Source organism: Paenibacillus plantarum, assembly GCF_013141695.1.
Classification (GTDB): domain Bacteria; phylum Bacillota; class Bacilli; order Paenibacillales; family NBRC-103111; genus Paenibacillus_E; species Paenibacillus_E plantarum.
The window spans coordinates 1-21,733 of sequence record NZ_WHNY01000090.1; the positions used below are offsets into that span (position 1 = coordinate 1).

The 21,733-nt window shown below is 44.5% G+C and carries 10 protein-coding genes; 2 read left to right on the forward strand and 8 right to left on the reverse strand.

What is annotated here, in order from left to right:
• Nucleotides 1-159: 159 nt before the first annotated feature.
• Together GC096_RS35275 and GC096_RS35280 are read right to left on the reverse strand one after the other, a co-directional pair.
• A complete protein-coding gene (locus GC096_RS35275) occupies nt 160-804 on the reverse strand; it encodes a DUF7986 domain-containing protein (protein WP_171637399.1) in 645 nt (214 codons plus the stop codon).
• A gap of 131 nt (nt 805-935) precedes the next feature.
• Entirely contained in the window at nt 936-3,083 is a 2,148-nt protein-coding gene (locus tag GC096_RS35280) for an ABC transporter transmembrane domain-containing protein (RefSeq protein ID WP_171637406.1), read from the reverse strand.
• Between the two features lie 419 nt (nt 3,084-3,502).
• On the opposite strand from GC096_RS35280, the gene GC096_RS35285 reads away from it, so the two are divergent.
• Together GC096_RS35285 and GC096_RS35290 are read left to right on the forward strand one after the other, a co-directional pair.
• On the forward strand, nt 3,503-5,884 hold the full coding sequence (locus GC096_RS35285; protein ID WP_171637408.1) for a helix-turn-helix domain-containing protein: 2,382 nt from the start codon (nt 3,503-3,505) through the stop codon (nt 5,882-5,884).
• A gap of 50 nt (nt 5,885-5,934) precedes the next feature.
• Complete coding sequence (locus GC096_RS35290) at nt 5,935-7,521, forward strand: glycoside hydrolase family 3 protein (protein ID WP_171637410.1); 1,587 nt, start codon at nt 5,935-5,937, stop codon at nt 7,519-7,521.
• A gap of 64 nt (nt 7,522-7,585) precedes the next feature.
• Here the strand turns inward: GC096_RS35290 and GC096_RS35295 are convergent, their stop codons facing one another.
• The 6 genes from GC096_RS35295 to GC096_RS35320 form a co-directional block, all read right to left on the reverse strand.
• Nucleotides 7,586-8,638, reverse strand: coding sequence for a zinc-dependent alcohol dehydrogenase (locus tag GC096_RS35295; RefSeq protein WP_171637411.1), 1,053 nt, complete (start codon nt 8,636-8,638; stop codon nt 7,586-7,588).
• A 199-nt stretch (nt 8,639-8,837) separates the two neighbouring features.
• Entirely contained in the window at nt 8,838-16,640 is a 7,803-nt protein-coding gene (locus tag GC096_RS35300; protein ID WP_171637413.1) for an Ig-like domain-containing protein, read from the reverse strand.
• Between the two features lie 130 nt (nt 16,641-16,770).
• On the reverse strand, nt 16,771-18,318 hold the full coding sequence (locus GC096_RS39430) for a DUF3502 domain-containing protein (protein ID WP_171637415.1): 1,548 nt from the start codon (nt 18,316-18,318) through the stop codon (nt 16,771-16,773).
• 87 nt (nt 18,319-18,405) lie between these two features.
• Nucleotides 18,406-19,314: a carbohydrate ABC transporter permease gene (locus GC096_RS35310; protein ID WP_171637417.1), complete on the reverse strand. Its 909-nt coding sequence runs from the start codon at nt 19,312-19,314 to the stop codon at nt 18,406-18,408.
• Nucleotides 19,315-19,326: 12 nt separating this feature from the next.
• Nucleotides 19,327-20,226, reverse strand: coding sequence for an ABC transporter permease (locus tag GC096_RS35315; RefSeq protein WP_171637419.1), 900 nt, complete (start codon nt 20,224-20,226; stop codon nt 19,327-19,329).
• 298 nt (nt 20,227-20,524) lie between these two features.
• Nucleotides 20,525-21,730: a Ger(x)C family spore germination protein gene (locus tag GC096_RS35320; RefSeq protein ID WP_171637421.1), complete on the reverse strand. Its 1,206-nt coding sequence runs from the start codon at nt 21,728-21,730 to the stop codon at nt 20,525-20,527.
• Nucleotides 21,731-21,733 lie beyond the last annotated feature (3 nt).

Consider the following 21,733-nt stretch of genomic DNA (forward strand, 5'->3'; position numbering starts at 1 on the left):
TTTACTTTTAATGTGCAACTACTTTTTTTCGAGTTACTTTCAGTTACTCTCGCCTGCCTGTCTTGCGGCCGGAGTTGTAATATAGCATGGTTTCGACAAAGAATGCAATGTTTTATTTTTCCAATTAGCTAACTACTTTTCTAAGTATACCAATCCTTCTTACTCTACATTTTCAAAAAACACTTGTATTCCATCCGAACGATTTAAATTAAAGAAAACAACAAATCTATCTGTCATCGAGTCACCTGTTTTCATTTTTTTTAACATTTTCTGAGTTCTCTTCATGATGAAATCTTTATGATTGGCGGAAAACATGAATCCTAGTCCCGATGTCATGTTGAACTCTCCAAGGTCAATCAATCTAGTAAATATTAAAATATTATTGCTCATGCTTTTACTCAAACTAAGATCTACAAGTTTAATAGGGTTTCTCGCTCCGTTAAGGATATCGGTAATGAGAAGAGTTCCCTCCTCCGCGTGAATTTCCAGAACCTCATAAAGCGAAACATGGGATTCTAGCATCGCACTTAACAATTTTTCTTCTTCATTACTTTCAGGCGAGTACAAATCAACGAATGCAGATAACGTACTTTTTCCACTTCGAATATTTGAGTAAATATTAAAATCATACATTGCATCTTGTTCCGCAACGGATTCAATTACCACTCGATTATTGTTATTAAGAATGCCTAGAATTTTCGCGGACTCTTTGAATTCACCTGCATGGACATGATTATCTAGTACCTTCGTGTGAATTCCTACATGATTTTGTCTATACCTCTTGTATGTTTCTATTAATTCCATGTATATGGACCTCCTAATGCACCGATATATATCCTTGCAGAGTATTATAAAAGATGACGCGCTTTTAGGAAAGTGTTGTGTAGATTTTCGTTGGCAGGTCCAATGTGACCGTTTTGGCAGTCATTAACCGTTTAACTCCGCTCGCTCAGCGACTGATTCAACTTCGCCTTCATATCCTCGTAGCGATCCAATAAAGGCAGTAACTGCTTGCGAGTCAGTGACAATAAGGTGCAATCGGTCAACGCAGTGATGTTAGCGTTTCGTGGAGCATCCTTTAGCAGTGCGATTTCGCCAAAATGATCCCCATCTTGAAGGACAGCTACTCGCACGTTCTCCCCTTGGGCATTGCGTTTCGTCACTTCAACTTTACCGCGTGCGATGATATACAGTTTATTGCCCGCTTCTCCTTGCCGGAAGACATCTTGAGCGCTAGTCATTTTCTCCGTTGTCAGCAAATCTTTGATTTCATGCAAGAGATCCTCGTTCATATAAGCAAAGAATGGCATCTGTCTTAACCGGTCCACTTCGATAACGACTTCACCATCATGCGATAATTGGAAGCCTTGCTGCTTCTGCCACAGACTGTAGTAAGCACCTTGCCGCTCCATCAACTCACTATGAGTCCCGTACTCTAGCACTCTACCTTCTTTGATAAAATAAATAAGATCCGCGTGTGAAACGGTTTTTAGTCGATGCGACACGGCTACGATTGTGCGACCTTGATTCACGCGTGAAATGGTTTCATTCAGCGCTATTTCTGACTCTGGATCTAAGGATGCCGCTACTTCGTCCAAGAACGTCAACTCGTTCGAGCGAAGTAACGCTCGGGCAATCGAAATCCGATGGCGCTGAGAGACGGATAAGTTGGCTCCATCATTTTCAATCCAGGTATCGTAGCCGCTCGACATTTGCATAATAGCCTCGTGAACCTCAACCGCAGCTGTAGCTTTCATAAGCTCTTCTTCTGTTGCATCAGGATGACCTACTAGCAGATTATCACGTATCGTCGCATGGAAGAGATATGGCTCTTGAAAAATAACGCCAGCTTGCGTGAGCAAAGCAGAGAGACGAATCTTACGTATATCCAGATCATCAATTTGGATCGAACCTTGCTGCGGATCGTAGAAACGCATCAGCAATTGAAGCAGCGTGCTTTTGCCAGAACCACTTGGACCTACCAAAGCAACATAGCTGCCCACGGGAATCGAGAGCGACAGATCCTGAATGACGGGATGCGCATCCGTGTAACCGAAAGTAACCTTATCAAATTTAATCTCATTAGTAATCGACGGATTATCTATTGCTTCCTCATTATCCTCCAGATCGGGACGGATCTCGAGCACTTCATTAATGCGCCGGATGCCCACTTCGCCTTCAATCAGATCCGGAACGACCTCCATGAATTGAATAACCGAAACACCAACAGTATCGAAAACCGAGTAGAACGCTATTAGATCACCGATCGTCATCGTACCTTGAAAGGTAAAATAGCCCCCCAAGCCAAGGATAATCACGTTAACGACCGACAACACCATAATGGGGAGACGCTCCAGATTGGAGTTAATGAAACTCCTTTTGACCCCTAGTCTAAACCAAACTTGCAACTGCTTATTGAATCTCTTCTTCATTGAGTCTTGCAATTGAAAGCCACGGATCAGCTTAAATGCCTTCATTTCCTCATCCATATTATTGGAAAATGACTCTACGATGCCCACATACTCCTCGTTATAGTGCTGTGCTCGTTTATTCAGTAGTTTTTGCGGGATAAACATAAAAATAATGCCTACAAAAGCTACGAGCGCTAGCTTCCACTCCAAGACAAACAATAGGACTGTACCAACCACTATGCTAAGGCTCGCCAGAATTAACGTGGAAAACGTCTGCATCATCGCATGCTCCACAGCCGGAATATCCATTGTAAAACGAGCGACAATATCCCCGATCCGATAGCGCGAATAGAAATGAGCGGAAAGCTTTTGCGTCTGTTCGTAGAGATCTTTGCGTAAGCCAATGAGAATTGTTTCATTTAATTTGGACATGGCATAATCCCCGCCGACGCCAATCAGTAAATTCAAAACTCCACCAATTAGTAGCGCTAGTAATAAGCCAAAGAAGATCGTCATATTCCGAGGCGTAATCGCATCGTCAATTAAGTATTTAATACTTAGGGAGGTGAAGTACTCGAAGGATAGCTCGAATAGCAGCGCTAAGAAGAAAAGCGTAAATATTCTTTTGCTATTCGTTAAATAGCCAAGGACAGAACGGTACAAATACAACATAGATAGTTTCAGCGCCTTTTCGTAGAGTCGGTCCGTAGTAGAGTGAGGGTTGTTGGGGAATCGATTCTTGTAGTCTATGATCTACTCTAAAAGGGTGATTGCGTGGGTTAGTGATAATTAGCTACATGAACCAGTTTAACATAAACATTTTGCATGAGGGAACGATTTCATTAACCTTATTAATAATAATAAAAACCTAATCCATTGGATAAGGTTTGGGCCATTTCGTTCCACTCGCCCCAGAGTCACCCATGTGAAAATGAAGATAGACACAACGCCATCGCTTTAAATAATGACACTTTTTATTTATTAACTATATGATTTATGTTCATTACTATGAGATTCGCCAATTATATTTACTTTTAGTTTTATATAAGCTATTCTCACTTCTACAAGGCACAGAAGAGGAAGGATAATCCATGAAACTACGCGCATTATTTGCTTCCAAAAGCTTTCTTTTGAAAATCGTCTTGTGGATCAGCGCATCCGTTCTATTCATTGTTGGGATTCTGTCTGTCATCATTTATTTAAATGCACAAAGCTTAATGATTAATAAGGAATCGGACAATAGTAAAAAAATACTGCTTCAAGTCAAATATAATACGAATATCATGAATGAAACGATGAGTCGACTCACGCAGTCCCTCTATTTAAATAATGACATTACGTCCATTATGTACGCGGAGCAGGAAAATATCGTTGACGTCATCACACGCATTAACAATGTCGTCAATTCGCTAACCTCCTCTTATCCATACATTCACTCCATCAGTGTATATAATCGTAATCTGGATCAATTTTACAATGCAGGTTCCCCCATTTTCTTCGATGATCCACAATTGTTAGCATTATTCAATTCAAATCAATTGCTGCCGAAATTAAAACCCATTTTTCGCGATATCCACAAAGTAGTAAATGAAACTAACAAAAGTGAACGTGTTCTTTCTTATTTTATGTATGAAACCTCAATGAATATTGAAAAACCGAACGGTGCTGTGGTGATTAATGTCAAACCAGAATGGCTGCTCGGCAACATTAAGCAAATCAATATGGTTGATCGGCAACAAGGAAATAATATATATCTCCTAGATCAGCATGGTGACTATATTGATGTGGATGAAAACCAAGAACATACGGCTAAATTAAAGTGGTTAAAGGACGAGGTTGAAAATCATACCAAAAACGCTTCAGCTTTAGAAGCTGAAAGCTCGTTTAAAAGTAAGTTCATGGACACGCAGTATTTAGTAACTTACCTTTATCTCGATAGTATTAACATGACGTTATTGAAGATTCAACCCACCCTGGAAGTGTATGGGTATATTCAAGGTTTTAAGACGAGTATTATCTTTATAACACTCATTTTCCTTGTGATGGCTATTGTCATTTCCGTCAGTATTTCCCGTAAAATCTATAGTCCTATTGGCAATTTAGTGCAAACCATTTCATCTGGTCGTCTCCATAAATTCGAACAAAGAGGAAAGGGCGACGAAATATCCTATTTGGATTATGTCTATAAGCAATCCATGGAAAAATTAAAGCTTTATGACAAACAAATTTACCAATACGGAGATGTGATGAAGCACTATTGGTTAAATCGCATACTGACAGAAAATCTAAAATTGGATAACGCCGAGCTAGAACGTATCTTTCTTGAAATGAAAATAAGCTTACCCTTAGATACGTCATATGCGATTTTACTTTTGAAAATAGACAACTATAAAGACTTTCAAAGAAGTTTTTCTTCCAAAGATAAAGAAACCATTCGCTACGCTATGATTAACATCACATCGGAATGGATTTCCCGAGCCTATATCAATGAAGGCCTTGATTTAAAGGATGATCATGTTGTTCTCATTCTTAGTATTCCTCAAGAGCATGAGCGCTTTGAAACCAACGTGACATCATTCATTCAAGAAGCACAACAGTATGTTCAACAGTTTTATAAAATTACATTTACTGCGTCTATCAGTCCTATATCGAATACGATTGACTCGTTACATACCCTCTATAATAAAGCACTTGATCAAACCGTTTACCGCTTTATCTATGGCCATAATTCTATTCTCGATGCCAAGGGATTGCTCCTTAATGAAGATAATCCAAAAACAGGCTATGCCAAAATTCTTGAATCCCACTTACAGGAAGCTCTTCGTAAACGCAACTTAGCTGACATCGAGGACACTATGAGACGGCTGTTTGACGATATTAGCCAACTCAACTATTATAATGCGCTTGCTTCAACTTTTCGGCTATTGGAAACGACCAAGAAGACGTTGGAATCCAGCTCAGAACCAGCAACGCCCTCTCTTCTCATTGATCTCTCTAGCTTTTCACTTCAGCTCATGGAGAAAGAGACATTAACCAGTATCCACGAAACGATTTTTGGTGCAATTAAAGATTCCTTGGAAACAAAGTCAGAAGGTACAACAAATAAAGTAAATCATTACGTTGTAGAAACAGTAGCCGAGTATATTGAGACCCATTTCCAAGATCCTTCTCTCTGTTTGGCATCCATTGCTTCTATTATGAAAATATCCCAAAGACGTCTAGGGAATCTCTTCAAAGATGCCATGCATCTATCCGTTGCAGACTATATCAATGAAACAAGGTTGGCCAAAGCAGCAGAATACTTATCCGAAAGTGAAATTAGCGTACGGGAAATTGTAGAAAAAATAGGCGTTTTAAACGAAACGTATTTCTTTAGCTTATTTAAAAAGCATTTTGGCATAACGCCTAAAGAATACGCGTTAAAAAGCAATGTCAAACAATTAAAAACCCAAAAGAACGAATTAGAATCCTAGTATCCATTTGTGAATGCTAGAAGCCAATAACGAACGAAGGAGGCCTATCGATGAAGTACAAAATCAGCCAAACGGAACGAGCTAAAAAATTAGTTGAATCACTTTCATTCAGACAATTATTAAATCAAGTATGCTGCCCGACCTACGGTCTGGTTGGCAAGGAGCGACTTGAAGAATTCGGAGCGATGTTCTTTCATCCCATGGAACGGATAGAATTACAGCAAATTATTAAACGCTTTAAGCATTTTTGCAGCATCCCTCCTTTCATTGTTAGTGATCTCGAATGCGGTCCTGGCAATATGATACTAGGCGCAACGAAGTTTCCATATATGATGGGGTTAAGCCAGACAAACTCGACAGATCTAGCTTATGAGGTTGGTACAAGTACGGCGATAGAAGCTGGAGAGCTTGGCTACAATTGGACGTTCTCACCTGTGGCAGACTTAGCGGTAGATCCTGACAGTCCAGTTGTTAGTCTACGAAGTGCAGGTAAAAACCCCGAACAAGCCATTAAGATAGCTGGGGCTTATATGACAGGCCTGCAGGCTAACGGTATGATGGCTACGATTAAGCACTTCCCCGGTGACGGATATTCCTCTTGGGATCAACATCTGACGACGCCTGATCTACCACTCGATGCAGATGCTTGGAGAAACGGGCCAGGACGCGTTTTCCAAACCCTGATCGATCAGGGTGCTATGACGCTAATGCCAGGGCATATTGCGTTCCCTGCCTTTGACGAACCGGATGAGCGTGGACTCTATCCGCCTGCGACAGTTTCCAAAAAGCTGCTGATTGATTTGCTGAGACATGAGATGGGATTTGAGGGATTGGTCGTCTCGGACGCGATTGAGATGGGCGGAGTTGTCGGCTATATGAACTACTATGATGCTTGTGCGGCGGCATTGACCAATGGCTGTGACATGTTGCTGTTCCCAAGAATGGACGAGCGATTCTACACAGAGATGGAACGTAGATTCGATAGCGGCAGCTTGTCTCTAGAGACACTCCGAGATCGGGCATGCAGAATTGTGTCGCTCAAAGAGCAGTTCGGCCTTTTCCAAGACACGCAATCCGCTCTGGGCAAGCTGTCACCAGATAAAGCGGTCCACGCGGCATTAGCCGAGAACGTTGTGAAACAAAGTATTACGTTGGTTAGAGATCGTGGAGGATTGCTCCCCTATCCCATTCTACCGGACACGAAAGTATTGCATGCTGTCATTATGAACAATCACGAGCGTTATGGGGAGTTATTGGATAAAATGAAACGTGGGATCGGCCGATACACCAATTTGGTGGATCAATGGATCGATCCCGGTCCCGACGCTTTATTTCAGGCCGTTGCCAGCAAAACGTACGATGTAATCATTTGCTCAATCGGCAGCCGCCTAAGCTACGGGCTGAACGTCGTTCGACTGCATGACGAAATAGCGAGAAACATGATGGGCGGCTGGACAAAGTTTGATACGCCAATTATATTTGTTTCTCACTTCCATCCTTTCGTTCATAAGGAATACCAAGCTTCGATTGATACGATTGTGAATACGTACGGGGATATTGACTGTACGGTTGAATATCTTTTACAGGCGATCACAGGCAAAATACCGATCAATAGAGCGCTAGTTGCCCACGATTAATACACATTAAAGGCCGAACATGTTAACAGATCAACCTGTTAGCTGTTCGGCCTTTCTTTATGCGTTATTGAGCCCAATCAAATACGACGGAGAAGACGTCATTCGGGTGCAAGCGTAATTGTTCATATGCCGATGGTGCTTCGGTATATGGGACCACGCGATCGATATAAAGCCGGGGATCAATTACTTTCCGCCGAATGGCTTCGACCGCATTCAACCTATCTTCGTTCCCTCGGTCCCCAGGCATTAGAAGGAGAACGCCTTCTGATTGTAAATCGACCCTTGGATCAAGGCTTATTTTCTCGATATAGGTACCCTGATAGACAATACGCGGCCAATGGCCGACAAAACCAGATATAGGGTTCACATAATACGTTTTCGGATCGCGGTACACATTTGGCGTTTTACGAATCAGCTTGTGAGCAAGCGATACGCCTTGTGCGGAACCTGAAGCTTCAATAACCATGTTGGCACCGCCATCACAATAGGCAAGAATACGCTCCACGGCATCTGGGTCGGAGGCCTGGACACAAGCGTGAACACCGTAACTTAAGGAACGCTTAAGTCTAGACTCCGATAGATCAATAGCGATCACCCTACAGCCTTGACTGACTAGAAGACCCGCGGAGAAAGCCCCAATTACGCCCTGTCCGATGACCACCGCACATTCATCACGCTGTGGCTGCGCTGCCATGACACCTCGCAAGCTGATAGCTGCCACCTGACTAACGACATAATCTAAGGGATCCGACCCGTTTGGCAACAGAATCGGCTTATCATCTACGCCAACCAGATGCATGCTGGCCTGTCCTCCCCATTGTGAATAGATGTCCTTCGGGCCGGTTTGCGGGTTATAGCTTAGAAGGTCACCTACACGATAACCCTTTACATTCGCGCCTATTTGGACCACCTCACCAACAGCCGCATATCCTGGTATTAATGGGAATTTGTCAGCCGCACCATAGTGACCACCCAATACGCGTGTTTCCGTTCCACTTGAAACGAATGTATATCGTGTTTTAACTAGCATTTGATCAGCGGTCATTTCAGGTAATGTGAATGTACCGAACCCCACTTTGTTTGCACTTTCAAAAACGATGGCTTGAATAGTCGTCATTTCTACTGGCCTCCAATTGAATGAATATAAAAATTGAGAAAACCTTCTATCGAAGTCCTTCGAGGATGTGCGACCGCGTTTCAAAGGTTGTTTTTATCGCCAATTAGCAAGCCATTTTTCGGTAACCGAAAACTTATACTTTCTAATGTGGTAAACAAAACGAAGATCCGTAGACCTTCGTTTTGTCGTTCCCACAAGGTTACATCTCAAATACGATTGTTGGATTTGTTGTAATTGCAGCTACAATTTCTTTGTTAATGCCTCCATAGCTCATGCCAAACGTATACGTACCAGGCAGCAGTTCCTTGCTGATCTCGCCGCCAGTTGTACTTCCCAACGTTAACCAGTTTCCCGCATAATAGCTCGCGCTGCCACCGTCCAGCAGATTGCCTTGGCTATTCTTCAGCTGCACCTTGACTTTGACCGTCTGGAAAGCAACAACGGGGTCAATGCTTACATTCTGCACTTGCTCCTTATACGTCCCTTCATAAGTCATGCCAAACGTATACGTACCAGGCAGCAGTTCCTTGCTGATCTCGCCGCTAGTTGTACTTCCCATCGTCAGCCAGCTTCCCGCGTAGTAGCTCACGCTGCCGCTGTCCATTAGATGCCCATGGCTATCCTTCAGCTGTGCCTTAACCTTGACCGTCTGAAAGACAACCACGGGGTCACTGCCTATATGCTGTAGCTGCTCTCTATACGTCCCCTCATAGGTCATGCTAAACGTATAGGAACCAGGCAACAGCTCTTTGCTGACTTCGCCGCCAATTGTACTGCCCATCGTTAGCCAGCTTCCCGCGTAATAGCTCACACTGCCACCGTCCATTAGATGGCCTTGGCTATCCTTCAGCTGCGCTTTAACCTTCACTGTCTGGAAGGCAACCACGCCGTTCGTTCCCGTATGCTGCACTTGCTCCTTATTCGTCCCCTCATAGGTCATGCTAAACGTATAGGTATTAGCAGGAAGGCTCTTACTTACTCTCCCGTCGGTACCAGTCACACCAAAATCCTTCCATCCTCCATCATAGTATTTCACTATGCCACCGCTCAGCGGATTACCGTTGCTGTCTTGGAGTTGCACCCTTACAGCTGCCGCAGCGAGTGTAAAGGCAAGCTGTTGAGAGGGCTCCACATTACCTGCTCGATCCGTTGATCTGTAGATGAGGTTGATGGGACCTTGTTCAGCAAACGTTAAGGATGACGTGTACAACTGCCAGGTTGCTCCGTTATCCAAGCTGTACTCCGTCTTCGCTACACCCGAAAGACTGTCGGTACTTGCCAGTGTGAGGCTTACCGGGTTCACATACGTACCATTAGGACCATCCGGCTCAGCAGGTAATAACGACGATGTCGTTACTGGTGGCATGGTATCTGTGACGACTGGTCGAACTTCTACATCGTCTAGATAGTAGGAATCCAATCCTGCAGGTAGATCCGTGAACAGGTACATGGACATATTCGTTACATTACCTGTCTCTTGAACGGTATACATACCTTCTAGATGCGTCCAAGACGAGCCACTTAAAGGTTGACTTGTTAAGATAATCTTTTGTTTCGTTACGCCATCTACCTTATACGTCAGACCTAAACGCAGCACCACACCCGCTGTGGATTCTGGCGCCAATTTGGCCCAAACCGAATAATAGTACTCATATCCTTTTTGGATATTGGCGGTAAAATTGATGCTTCCAAAAGCGTTCGTCTTAGTGATCTTTAATGACTGGCTTCCGCTATGGGCTTGTAGTGTGTTCATTGCCCTCACAATTTCCCACCCAGAATAAAGTGGTGTTGCCCCCTCCATACCTGGATCGCTGATCAAGTTGTCGCCAACTAAAGGAGCTAGCACCGTAACGGCAACCGTGGCTGTTTTCCCACCCTTGGCAGCTGTTACTGTGATCGTGGCCGTACCCGAGCTATTCGCATGCACAGTTCCTGTTGCATCCACCGTCGCCACATTCGGCTGATCCGAGCTCCAAGTTACCGCTTTGCTTGCATCGGTTGGCAGCACTGTCACGACAAGCGCTTCTGACTGACCCAAGGTCAAGCTTAATGAGGATTTGTTCAGGCTTACCCCAGTGACTTCAATCCAACTCGTATTTCCTTTAAAAGAAGCCCAATCCGTCAAAACACCTGTTAGAAGTGCAGGTTTGTTCGCATTTCCAAGCAAGCTTCCCGCTTGACTTCCAATTGAAATCTTGGTTCCTACACTGATGCTGCCAGCAAATCCATATAATTGATCCTTTCTCATGATGCCTTCCGTCAATACTCTACCCGACTGTCCTGGTGCAATGGACTCCAATGTAATGCCTATGAAGCTCTCCGCTGAATCACCAGGTGTCATGAGGCGCAATGTCGTTTTATCGTTATCAAAAGATACAGCGGCAAATCGCGGAATGCCAACTTGCGTATGATTCTGCAGTGTCATTTGTTTATCCGGTACTTGTGGATAATATTCGTTCCCCGTTACGTTATATTCTACCGCATAGCCTGAAGTGCCCAATGCAGCATTGATGACATTGATGATATAAGCGTTCGTCTGTTCCGTATAATTTTCATTAAACAAGATCGTTTTGGTCGTCCCATTCTCAAAGAGTACCTGCAAGGTTTTGGGATTGACTGTACCGTCTCCCAGCCTTCTTCCGAGCGTATTATTCACTTGGATATTGGAACTCAATCCCACCTTAATCCCTGAGATATCCCAGTAACCGTACAAGTACCCCTTCAAACCTCCGCCGCCATCACGGGTTATATAAGTTCCCAGAATATCGGAAACTGCACTCCCACTCACTTTCACATTAGAGCTGCTTCCCGTGGATGAACTAAATAGCGCCAGCGCTCTTCCTCTATGACCGTCCGCATATCCGATTGGTGTACTGTGATTGAACGTAACCTTATAGTCCGCGTGATTCGCATATTGATTCTCAGGTCTTTGTGTAATCCAAGGTGCATCATTCTGAAACATGTAGGTTCCCACGAACTCACTGTTATTGAAAATGACTTCATCCTGTGTTCCGCTTCCTAAGGATTGTATGGAAATAGGATTTGACTGTACTGTTGAAACGATTCTGCTGTTGTTGATAACATTAATCTGAGGTTTTGTAAAATCCTCTCGATTGTGCACGTACCAACCGTCAGCCTTGGAAACAAAGGTACTGTCATAGAAGGTTTCTGTTTCACCGCTCGCTGAACCATACCCCCAAGCATGGGAACCGTTACCGCTAACTCCTCCCCACACCTGAGCTGGGTCAAGATCTGCTGTTGGAGTAACTCCTGGATGCGCTGCCACCCAGTTCTTGCGGTAATCGACCGCTTCCAGATTCCCGTAATGCTCGACGTGGACATTCCTGACAATATGGACAGCGTCTTTATTGTTGCCGTTGTCCTCGCTGTGAAGCGGATATCTCATGTTTTTGGCTGTAATCGTCAAGTTCTCTAGATTGGCCGTTCCCTTCAGCCACAGGGTCGATTGTTCGGTGATTTCACTATTCGTAGCTGACGCGATATTCTCTCCCTTTAGCCAAACAAGATCCCTGTCTGTGCCTCGGAGAGTCACATAGGGCTTTACCACCCAATTCTTATCTGTATACACGCCTGGATAAATCAAAATCACATACTGTTTCTCGGGCCCGCTATCTTTAATGCTGTCGTTCGCAAGCTTCGGTGATACAAAATCCCCTGTTCCATCGGGCTTCACCGTTAAATTTACCGTTTCGTTCGTTCGTTCGATGACGGTTACCGTACTCGTAGCGGTTTTACCGCTATCAACGGTTATCCCCGTGATTTGTGCAACGCCTAGACTTCGTCCATAAACGGCGCCATTCACATCGACAGTGGCCACTTCCGGATGATCTGAATGCCAGACAACTTCTTTATTAAACGCATCGGCAGGCAAAATGGCTGGCAACAATGTTTCGGTTTTTCCTACCATAATCGACGTGGAGCTTTTATTCAGGCTCATATCCGTTACATACACCCATGCTGGCGATTCTTTATAGGTAACGGGCCTTACTTCTACATCATCCAAATCATACACATCATTCTCAGCTGGCGCGTCTGTAAAAAGATACATCGTGACATTCGTAACGTTCCCTGTCTCATTGATGGTATAGGTGCCATTCACCTGTTTCCAATCCGTGCTGCTCAGCACTGGGCTCGAGAACAAAATTAGCTGCTTCGTCACGCCATCTACGCTATATGAAAGACACAGCCTTACCACTTTGCCAGGTGTCAAATCAGTTTGCAGCTTTGCCCAAGCGGAATACGCATATTCCTTCCCTTTCTCAATAGTCACTGGAAACTGAACACTGCCGTATTTGTTTGTTTTCGTAACTTGCAGAGATTGGTGCCCGCTATGGTATTGCTCCGTGTTCCGTTCCCTTATCGTTTCCCATCCGTTCGGAATAACCTCTGATTCCATACCTGGATTAGCGATCAGGTTATTCCCTTTTACAGCTACAATTGCCGCCGTATCCAACGTAATGGCATCAACATCAAAATTCCCTTGTGCATTTACCGGAACCACTTTAATTTGTTTAATCGTTCCAGTCCACGCCGAATTTGTACTCGGATCCCACACATACTCCCTGAGGTTTGGATCATTAGGCAGCACAAATGTCGTCAACTTATTCAGGGGATTCCATTCAGATGATGCAGACGTTCTAAAATACACCTGAGCTTCATTACTGCTTGTGTTATTTCTAAGTATTATCTTAACCCTCTGAATGGAGGAAGCAGCGAAATTGATGTTGTCGGGTGAAATCAGCTCAGGCCCACTCCCCGTTGAGGTGGCTTGATAGATTCCGCCTATCGTCTGACCTCCCGTCACTTGATTGTTAGTCGTCCAACCATCAAAATTATTAAAATCCCAAATCTTTGATGTGGTATACATGTCGACAGTCTGACCATTTGCATCCCAATTCACAACGTACCCGAAAGCTTGATTGAAGAAAGTGACTGGAATTAAAAGCTCGCCCGACGGCTGCAGTTCAGGAGCACGTTCCAGCACGATACTCTGGCTATCTTTATAGGCTGTCTGTTCACCAGCCTTGAGTCTATATATCCGATTGTCTTTAACGGCAATTAGGGTTTGTGTCGCTTCTTCCCATTCCGTACTGGCACCTATCAGCTTCAGCATTTCCCCCGCTGGAACCATGATCGATTGAGTAGCTAAAGTTGGCTTTTCATAGAATTGGGCCTTTTTGCCGTCGATTTTCACACTGATACCTGTATCTGGCGAGTAAACAACCCCAATAGCATCTATGCTAAAGTCGCCAGGAACCGTCAGAGGATCAAATCGGATCTGCCGAATATCCCCCTCCCATTTCGCATTCTTCCACATATCTATCACATAGTCGGTATAGCCAGTTTCATTGTGTTCTACGTAAAAGCTCATGGATTTAACTTCGTTCCAAGTCGTATCTTCATTGGTAATAAAGAACACCTGACCTGAGGAGTTCTTGTTGCTCTTCATCCTGATTTTCAGATAGGGATGCGCTGAAGCTTGAATATTCAAGTGGTCCGCCGACATGAGGCCAGGATCAATGTTGTTCGCTGTTCCTGAGAAGGCCCCATTACTCACCACACCATTGCTGACTTGTTTCAGCACACTCCAGCCTTCCTGATCACCGTTGGTATCGAACCCCCAGAACAACCCATACTGATCCGTAACTGCTGGAGGTGTTGGGGTCTTTAATGGCATTAATCTATCCGGCGGATGCAGGATGTTAATCCTTTCCTTCTGCGCTTGCGTCGGCTGTACATCCGAATGCTCTGTACCACTGGTGAAGACATTTCGGATCGCATCGAGGTAGCCAAACCCCGCTAAGCCTGCAGGTATAATGAAATGGCCTTCCCCTAACTCGTTCCAATTATCAAGCATTACCATTTTCTTACCTAAGTTACCTGCCGGTAACGAGGGTTGTAAGGTATCTTTTGTCCACTGCGCGACAGATTGGAACTCCGAAGGCGTCGTGTAATAACCTGAATTGCCACCCCAAGCCAAATCATCTCTTCCCATACTGATCATCGGCAGGGCATCAATGGTGCCCGCATCGCGTTGGGCAGTCATGTACGATTCCTGAACTTCCGCATGCCCGCCTACGCTGCCCCAGGAATAGGCATAGACGGCATCGAACCCGGCCAACTTGCGATCACTCATGGACGGTGCGTCCGATCCGGAAGTGGTCGTCAAAAGAATAATGTCATCAAAACCGAGAGCTTTGACTGCATTTCTCAAATAATCCATCTCGGCCTTGACGCCTTCCAAGGTGCCGCCGAAATCCCTTTTAAGACCTGTAAGGCTATAAATAGAAATTACGGGTTTATTATCAATCACCATATAACGCGGATCCTTGAAATAGTACTCGATCCAATATGGCACGATGTTGGTACGGAAATCTTGGCTATCCTTCGCTTTGGATGCACCATTTTCCCACATAATGGCGAATTTCGTTTGATCGCTATACTTAGCGTTGAAATACCCTTCATGAAGTGAATCATGTAAATAAGGTTCTTTAATCGGAACACCTTCCCCGAAAGTCGGTCTAAACCAGCATGAGATTTGGTAATCGATACCGTGTTCAGCCATCCATTTAATCTCCCAATCCGCCGTCTCTGGGTTCCCCTCGTCATAGAAACCTAAATAAGGTTCCCGCTCCGAGTAAGGCGTAATCGTATCCCATCCGAGATGATTTCCTTCCCTCCAGATGGGACAGCTTTGAATACCGACCGCCTGATCCGTAGAGATCACAGGTGTCGGAGCAGGCACATAATTCGCCGGAAGCGGCAGGTCTTCGTATAGCAGAATATCATCCAGCCATATCACACCTTGTGCTGCTGAGGATGCCTTAAATGCGATGCCGTCCAAACTTGCCGAGTTCGCTGCCAATGGTACCGCTTGTGCTTGCCTTTTCCCATTTACGTAAATATCCGCTGTGGCATCCGCCATGTTCAGCTTCACTTTCACTTCATACCAAAGATTAGCCATATAATCATAAAAAGGTACGGGCTGACCTACATCATTGATATAGGAGAGCTTGCCGTTCGCCGTTAACAACTTCATAACGGCCGTGTTGCCACTCAGGACTTCTGCAGAATATCCATCCTGCTTTTGCGGAATGAGAAGCTTATATTCCAAGACCGTATTCGCTGAAGTCGGCGGCACGCTTTTCTTTAAGCTCATCTCACCTGTGGCTCCAGTGGCATTGATTTTGAGACTAAAAACATCTGGACGCGTGGAGCTTTTCATTTCCTCGACCGCTACCGTTCCGCCAGCGGCAACCGTCTGCCAGTCTTCAGGTAGAAAACCTGGCATAAGGGAAATGAACCTCTCATTGACCATATAACCCTTGTAAATTTTAACAGGGGCAAGGAACATATCTCCTTTCGAAGATGCGCCTGTCTGAATCTGCACATGATTGAGATTGGTTACTGCATTCTTGAAGCTTGCGTTCGAGGCTTTATTAACACCATTAATAAATACATCCGTGGTATTTGTACTTATATTGGCAATGACTTTAACGCCATATTCCGTACCTGCTAAATAGGTCTGCAAAGCCTGTATATCCCCGTTGGAGGTTTCTAGGCTAAGTTCTCCATTACGTGTCACGATACTGACGGCCTCTGTGTCGTTACTACTCAGCTGCCATTTCACGCCATCCATAATCGCAGATAGCTTGAAGCGATACTCTAGCGTGATAGCGCCTTCATTTTGTTGGACGAACTCCCTGCGCATGGAGACTGGCAAGGTTGCATTCGTATCACTTATTTTGAACCAGTTCAGATAGGAAGAGGAAAGACTCCCCCCCGCTTTACGAATATCCCAACTAGAAGGCAGGACATCCATCGTATTGTTATTAGGAAAGGAGAAGCTCTCGTCAACCAGATCAACTCTTTGTAGCGGGGCATCCTCCGCTTTTGCGGTAGTCGATTGTAGAACAAAAATGAGTACCATTAGCATACAAGCACAGATGATCGCCCCAGCGGCCCATCTTCTCTTGTCCATAAATGATCACGCTCCCACATGGTTTATACTGCATGCGTTGCAAAAATCTTAATCACGAACTCCCCCTATATCTATTGCTTTCCATATAAAATTGGAACCGAGTAAAGAGTAGCCCGGTTCCAACTTTCATTTACTGGTTTTGTGCTTTCCAAGCGTCGAGCTGCTTCTGAGCTTCGGCTTTAATTTTCTCTAACCCGGCATCTTTCAAGCGCTGCTTCATATCACCTAAGAACTTATCATAATCTGGCATCGCACCTGTAATTAGAATAGGAAGCATTTCCGCATAAACGGCATTTACTTGCGCGATTTCGGATTTAACGACTTCTCCATTAAAAAGGAATCCAAGAATTGCCGATGTTTTGGCTTCATTGTTATTTTTTTGCATTAACTCAAGAGATGCCTTAGAGTTCCAGCCCGAATCCCATTGATCCCAAAGCGGCCCCAACCAGTTATGCCAGATCGCCCACGTTTGTTCTGCTCCACTCTTCGCTTCTACGGACATCGCATCCGTTCCGGCACCGGATTTAACGGTATAGTTCTTTCCTTCTAGCCCGTAAGCAAGCGTGTTAGAGAGCTTCTTATCTTTCCAGACCGTATTGAGCAGTTCCATCGCTCTTTCTGGATTTTTCGAGGTCTTGGAGATGGCTGTTGCCGCCCCGACCATATTACTTGTTGATATGATGGGATAGTAGACTAGCGATTCCGCAGTTGGAAAACCAAAAAGTGCTGTCGATTTTGAACCATCCTCTGAGTATCCGCCGGAATCACGCATCACCGCGTATTTCCCGGATTTAGCCTCAGCTGTGAAGTCCGTTTTGATGGCTGCATCTTTGGCTACATAGCCTTTCACATAATAATCGTGCATGGTGCGATAGTTGTTGACGTATTGGGGAATGTCCGTCTCTAATACGAGTTGGTTCGCTTTTTCATCGTATCGAATCCCTTTGGTTACAAGGGTATTGTCCGCAATAAAATCACCCGCTGCTGAAACGGTTTTCGTGACAAGCAATGGCGTTATCGTAGGTTCATTCTTCTTAATCGTTTCTAAAAATGGCTCAAGATCTTGCAGATTTTTAATTTTCTTATAATCCACATTGTACTTCGTCACCAAATCTTTTTTGAATACAATGCCTGATGGTGTGGTAAAAGGTGACTGCGATGGAATCGCCATAATCTTGCCGTTATACGTCACAGATTTCCAAGCGCGTTTATCGACCTTAGCCAGGATATCCTGCCCATATTTCTTCAGAAGATCATCCAGTGGCAGAAATGCGCCTTTCTGCACATTCGAATCGATGGCATTCGTCCAGTTCGATGTAAATACAAGATCGTAGGGTTCGCCGGAGGCTGACATCAATTTCATTTTGTCTTCCCAGCTTGCTGCGTCAATAAAGGTAAAATGCAGATTCGCGTTTACAGCACTCTTAATCGTTTTATTCGCTTCCGCTTCAATCGCTTCTTGATCCTTCATCGTATCAATCGGTTTACGCATATACCAACTGATGTTCACCAACTCTTTCGCTGCTTCGGTCGTCTTGGGTGCTGCTGAACTCGTGCCTGTGGCAGTGGGCTCATCTTTCTTATCTGAGCTGCACCCGCTAAGAACCACGGAAACAACCAGCCCCATTGAAATCATGCTGCCTACAACTTGCTTTGTCTTTTTATTTCCCGTACTCACAAACATACCTCCCTTAAGAATATGATGTTCATTTATATATAACAGACACAGGATGAAAGATCCATGCGCTGGAAAACCTTTTGTTCGCTACCCCTTTACTGATCCGACCGTCAAACCTTGAACGAAATATCGCTGAAAGAATGGAAAGATGACCAGCATCGGACCTGCTGCAAGAATACACATCGCCATCCGCGCACTCAAACTCGGAACTTGCTGTCCTGGCTTAACCAGACCGTATTGGATCGCTTCGGCACTATTCAAAAACTCCATATTACGCAATACACGAATGAGTAAATATTGCAGCTTCATTTTATTCTCGTGGTCAATGTACAGCAGGGTTAGCCACCAGTCATTCCAGTACTGCAATACCAGAAACAAGCCCAGTGTCGCCAGTGCAGGTTTGGTAAGTGGAAGCACGATGCGTGTGAAAATGGTAAATTCGCTTGCTCCATCTATTTTGGCCGATTCAAATAAGGCGTCAGGTAGCGTTTGTAAGAATCCTCTCATTAACAACACATGCCATCCGGTTATGAGGAAAGGGAGAATGAGTGCCAAGACGTTATTTTTCAAATCCAACCAACTCACCATCAAAATGTAGGATGGGACCAGCCCACCCTGAAATAGCATCGTAAAAAACACATAGAACGAAAGCTGTTTCCGATAGGCATAATCTTTTCTGGAAATCGTGAAGGCGAAGCTTGTTGTAATCCACAGCCCTGCGACAGTCCCAATCAGCGTTGTATAAATCGTCACCATATACGCATTAAGCAGAACCGCAGGATTGTGGAGAATGACTCGATATGCAGATAAATCGAACTGTTTCGGCAGGATCGAATACCCTGACTTGAGAATGTCATTTTCATTTTGGAAAGATGTTCCTACAATAACTAGAAAGGGATACATGCACGCAATACATACGAGGATAAAAATGGCATGAATAATCCATGTACTCAGCATAAATGGTGATCGGGCGCTAGAAATCCGTGGTGTCGTCATGTGACATTCTCCTTAAAATAATGAATTTTCACGATTAATTCTCTTCACGATAAAATTCGTCAACAGAACTAACATAAAACCGACCGTAGATTGGAAGAAACCTGCTGCTCCGGCCATTCCGATATCCCCCATGTCGACTAGCGATCGATAAACGAAGGTATCAATGACATCTGTCGTTGCATAGAGCGCGGAAGAGTTCAGGGTTACGTTATAAAATAATCCGAAATCACTGTAGAAAATTTTACCGATTTGCAGGATGACCATCATGATAATAATAGGTTTAATCATGGGAATCGAGATCGAAATCGCCTGCCGCAGCTTGCCTGCCCCGTCTATTTTAGCTGCTTCATAATACTCCGCATCCACACCCATCAGTGCCGCATAATAGATGACCGCACCGTACCCAAGCCCCTTCCATACCGCTCCGATAATGAGAATAAATGGCCAATATTTCGGTTCGTTATACCACATCACTGGTCCTATGCCGAGCATTTCCAATCCCTTATTAAACACGCCATAATCCATATCCAAGAGGGCACGGAAGGCAAACCCCGCTACCACCCAGGAGATAAAATAAGGAATGAACAACACGGTCTGGTAGACCTTCACAAATCGTTTACTGACTTCCCGAAGCATCAACGCAAATGTGACTGAAATTAAGGTACCTAACGTAATGAACGTCAGGTTATAGAGAAGTGTGTTTCTCAGGACGCGTTGTAAGACATCGCCTTTAAATAGAAACTGAAAATTGTCCAAGCCTACCCACGGGCTATTCCAGATCCCCAGATCATATTTGTAATCCTTGAAAGGAAGCAATAATCCGTAGAGTGGCACATAATCAAAAATGAACAGAAGCGCAATGCCCGGTAACGCCAATAAGGTCAAACTGAAATTTTTTTTAAATGTTTTCATGTACCTGCCCCTTCTTGCTGGAATGCCTGTGATGATTGCGTTTGTGATACCCTTACTGTAGATAGTTCATGCCTAGATGTATATTTTGAAAATTGTCTGTAACTTTGAAAAATGACGTTCTTGCCGGGAAATGGGCTGCGATTCATGCCGATCTATTCGATAATTACGCAATTGCGAGGCGGATTGGATTTATAGAAAACAAAAAGCGCTCAAATGACTACACAGCAGTCATTTGAACGCTATAGCGGATAATGTAAGCAGGAACTGTTTGGTGATGACAGAGCTCTGAATAGCTCCTTTATTGTTCAGGGGGCGCTCCGATCGGACTGCCTTCATTCATCCCTGTATCTGTCAACCTTGCTCTCACCGTGACAGAAACTTTCGCCTGAGAGAACCGTTCATCCCAGCCCTCCGACCACCTCTTCCATAGTCGAGGAGATCTCCGCTCGAGCTGCTGCCCCACCAGCAAGACATCAGCTTTCATTTTCTGCACTTTTTGAACGGCTTCCATCGTGTCTTTTTTAATTGTCTGCTCAATTCGAGTGATGAAAAGACGATGCTCATCTTTGGTTAGGATACTGGAGCAGCTCATTTCCCCAACCTTACCGTCGACTTCAAGATGAATCTCAATAAATGGCCTTTCTTCGACAGAAGATACATGAAGCGTTGTCTGCTCCTTGTAAATCCAATAGGAATCGCCACCACTTGGCCCGTGCAACTCTCCATTTTTACTCTCGCAAGGTATTGTAGCTAGCCCCTCTTTAAATTCATCACGAATCATCAGAATACTATCCGCGATTTCGGCAGGAATAAAGCCTTGATCGATTTTACCGGACGGAAAACGCAATAAGTTCATGCCATCGATCATAAAGAGCGAATGTTCTTGGCGAAGCAGTCGAAGATGTGGCAGTAACGTCACTGAACGAGGCGATTGCGCGAGGATACCCAGATCAAGCAGAGACACTTTTGAGGCCATGCCTGTAAGTGCATTGGACATCCCTTCTACCGTCTTCATTTGTTGGCCGATTGTATTCTCAATTAATGGATCAACAAGCAGAAATCGGCCCGCCTCTCCCTCCGTCGTCATAACCGCGACAGCACCTCTCGGACCTTGAGAACGCGAGAAGAAGTCCAGAATATCACCCATATTTCGATTCTCAGCCATCTTCTCACTGATGAGGAGCGCCCGCATATGGCTCCACTGCAGCTTCCTCCCCAGCTTCCCCGAAATATGCGCCGCGGCTTTCGAAATGGTCGAATCTTCGCTCGAGATGGTAAGGTAAGAGATGCCCTTTGTCGCCTTATTATTTCTCGATTCTGATGATCCAGGACGATAAATTTGCGTCGTGACGCGGTATCCCCCTTTATCTGTCTGATCAATTGCCACAGCCTGAACAAATCCCCATTGTGTCAGCTCGTTCTTATCCCAGCATCCTCCCAGTAGTATTACGACAAATCCATAAATAAATAAAAGTATCTCTAAACGCACACATCGCTTCGTCATCCC

Excerpts from the sequence above, each read along its gene's own strand:
- GC096_RS35315 (WP_171637419.1), bottom strand. The coding sequence starts at position 20,226 with ATGAAAACATTTAAAAAAAATTTCAGTTTGACCTTATTGGCGTTACCG.
- GC096_RS35285 (WP_171637408.1), top strand. The coding sequence starts at position 3,503 with ATGAAACTACGCGCATTATTTGCTTCCAAAAGCTTTCTTTTGAAAATC.
- GC096_RS35275 (WP_171637399.1), bottom strand. The coding sequence starts at position 804 with ATGGAATTAATAGAAACATACAAGAGGTATAGACAAAATCATGTAGGA.
- GC096_RS35320 (WP_171637421.1), bottom strand. The coding sequence starts at position 21,730 with ATGACGAAGCGATGTGTGCGTTTAGAGATACTTTTATTTATTTATGGA.
- GC096_RS35295 (WP_171637411.1), bottom strand. The coding sequence starts at position 8,638 with ATGACGACTATTCAAGCCATCGTTTTTGAAAGTGCAAACAAAGTGGGG.
- GC096_RS35280 (WP_171637406.1), bottom strand. The coding sequence starts at position 3,083 with ATGTTGTATTTGTACCGTTCTGTCCTTGGCTATTTAACGAATAGCAAA.
- GC096_RS35310 (WP_171637417.1), bottom strand. The coding sequence starts at position 19,314 with ATGACGACACCACGGATTTCTAGCGCCCGATCACCATTTATGCTGAGT.
- GC096_RS35290 (WP_171637410.1), top strand. The coding sequence starts at position 5,935 with ATGAAGTACAAAATCAGCCAAACGGAACGAGCTAAAAAATTAGTTGAA.
- GC096_RS35300 (WP_171637413.1), bottom strand. The coding sequence starts at position 16,640 with ATGGACAAGAGAAGATGGGCCGCTGGGGCGATCATCTGTGCTTGTATG.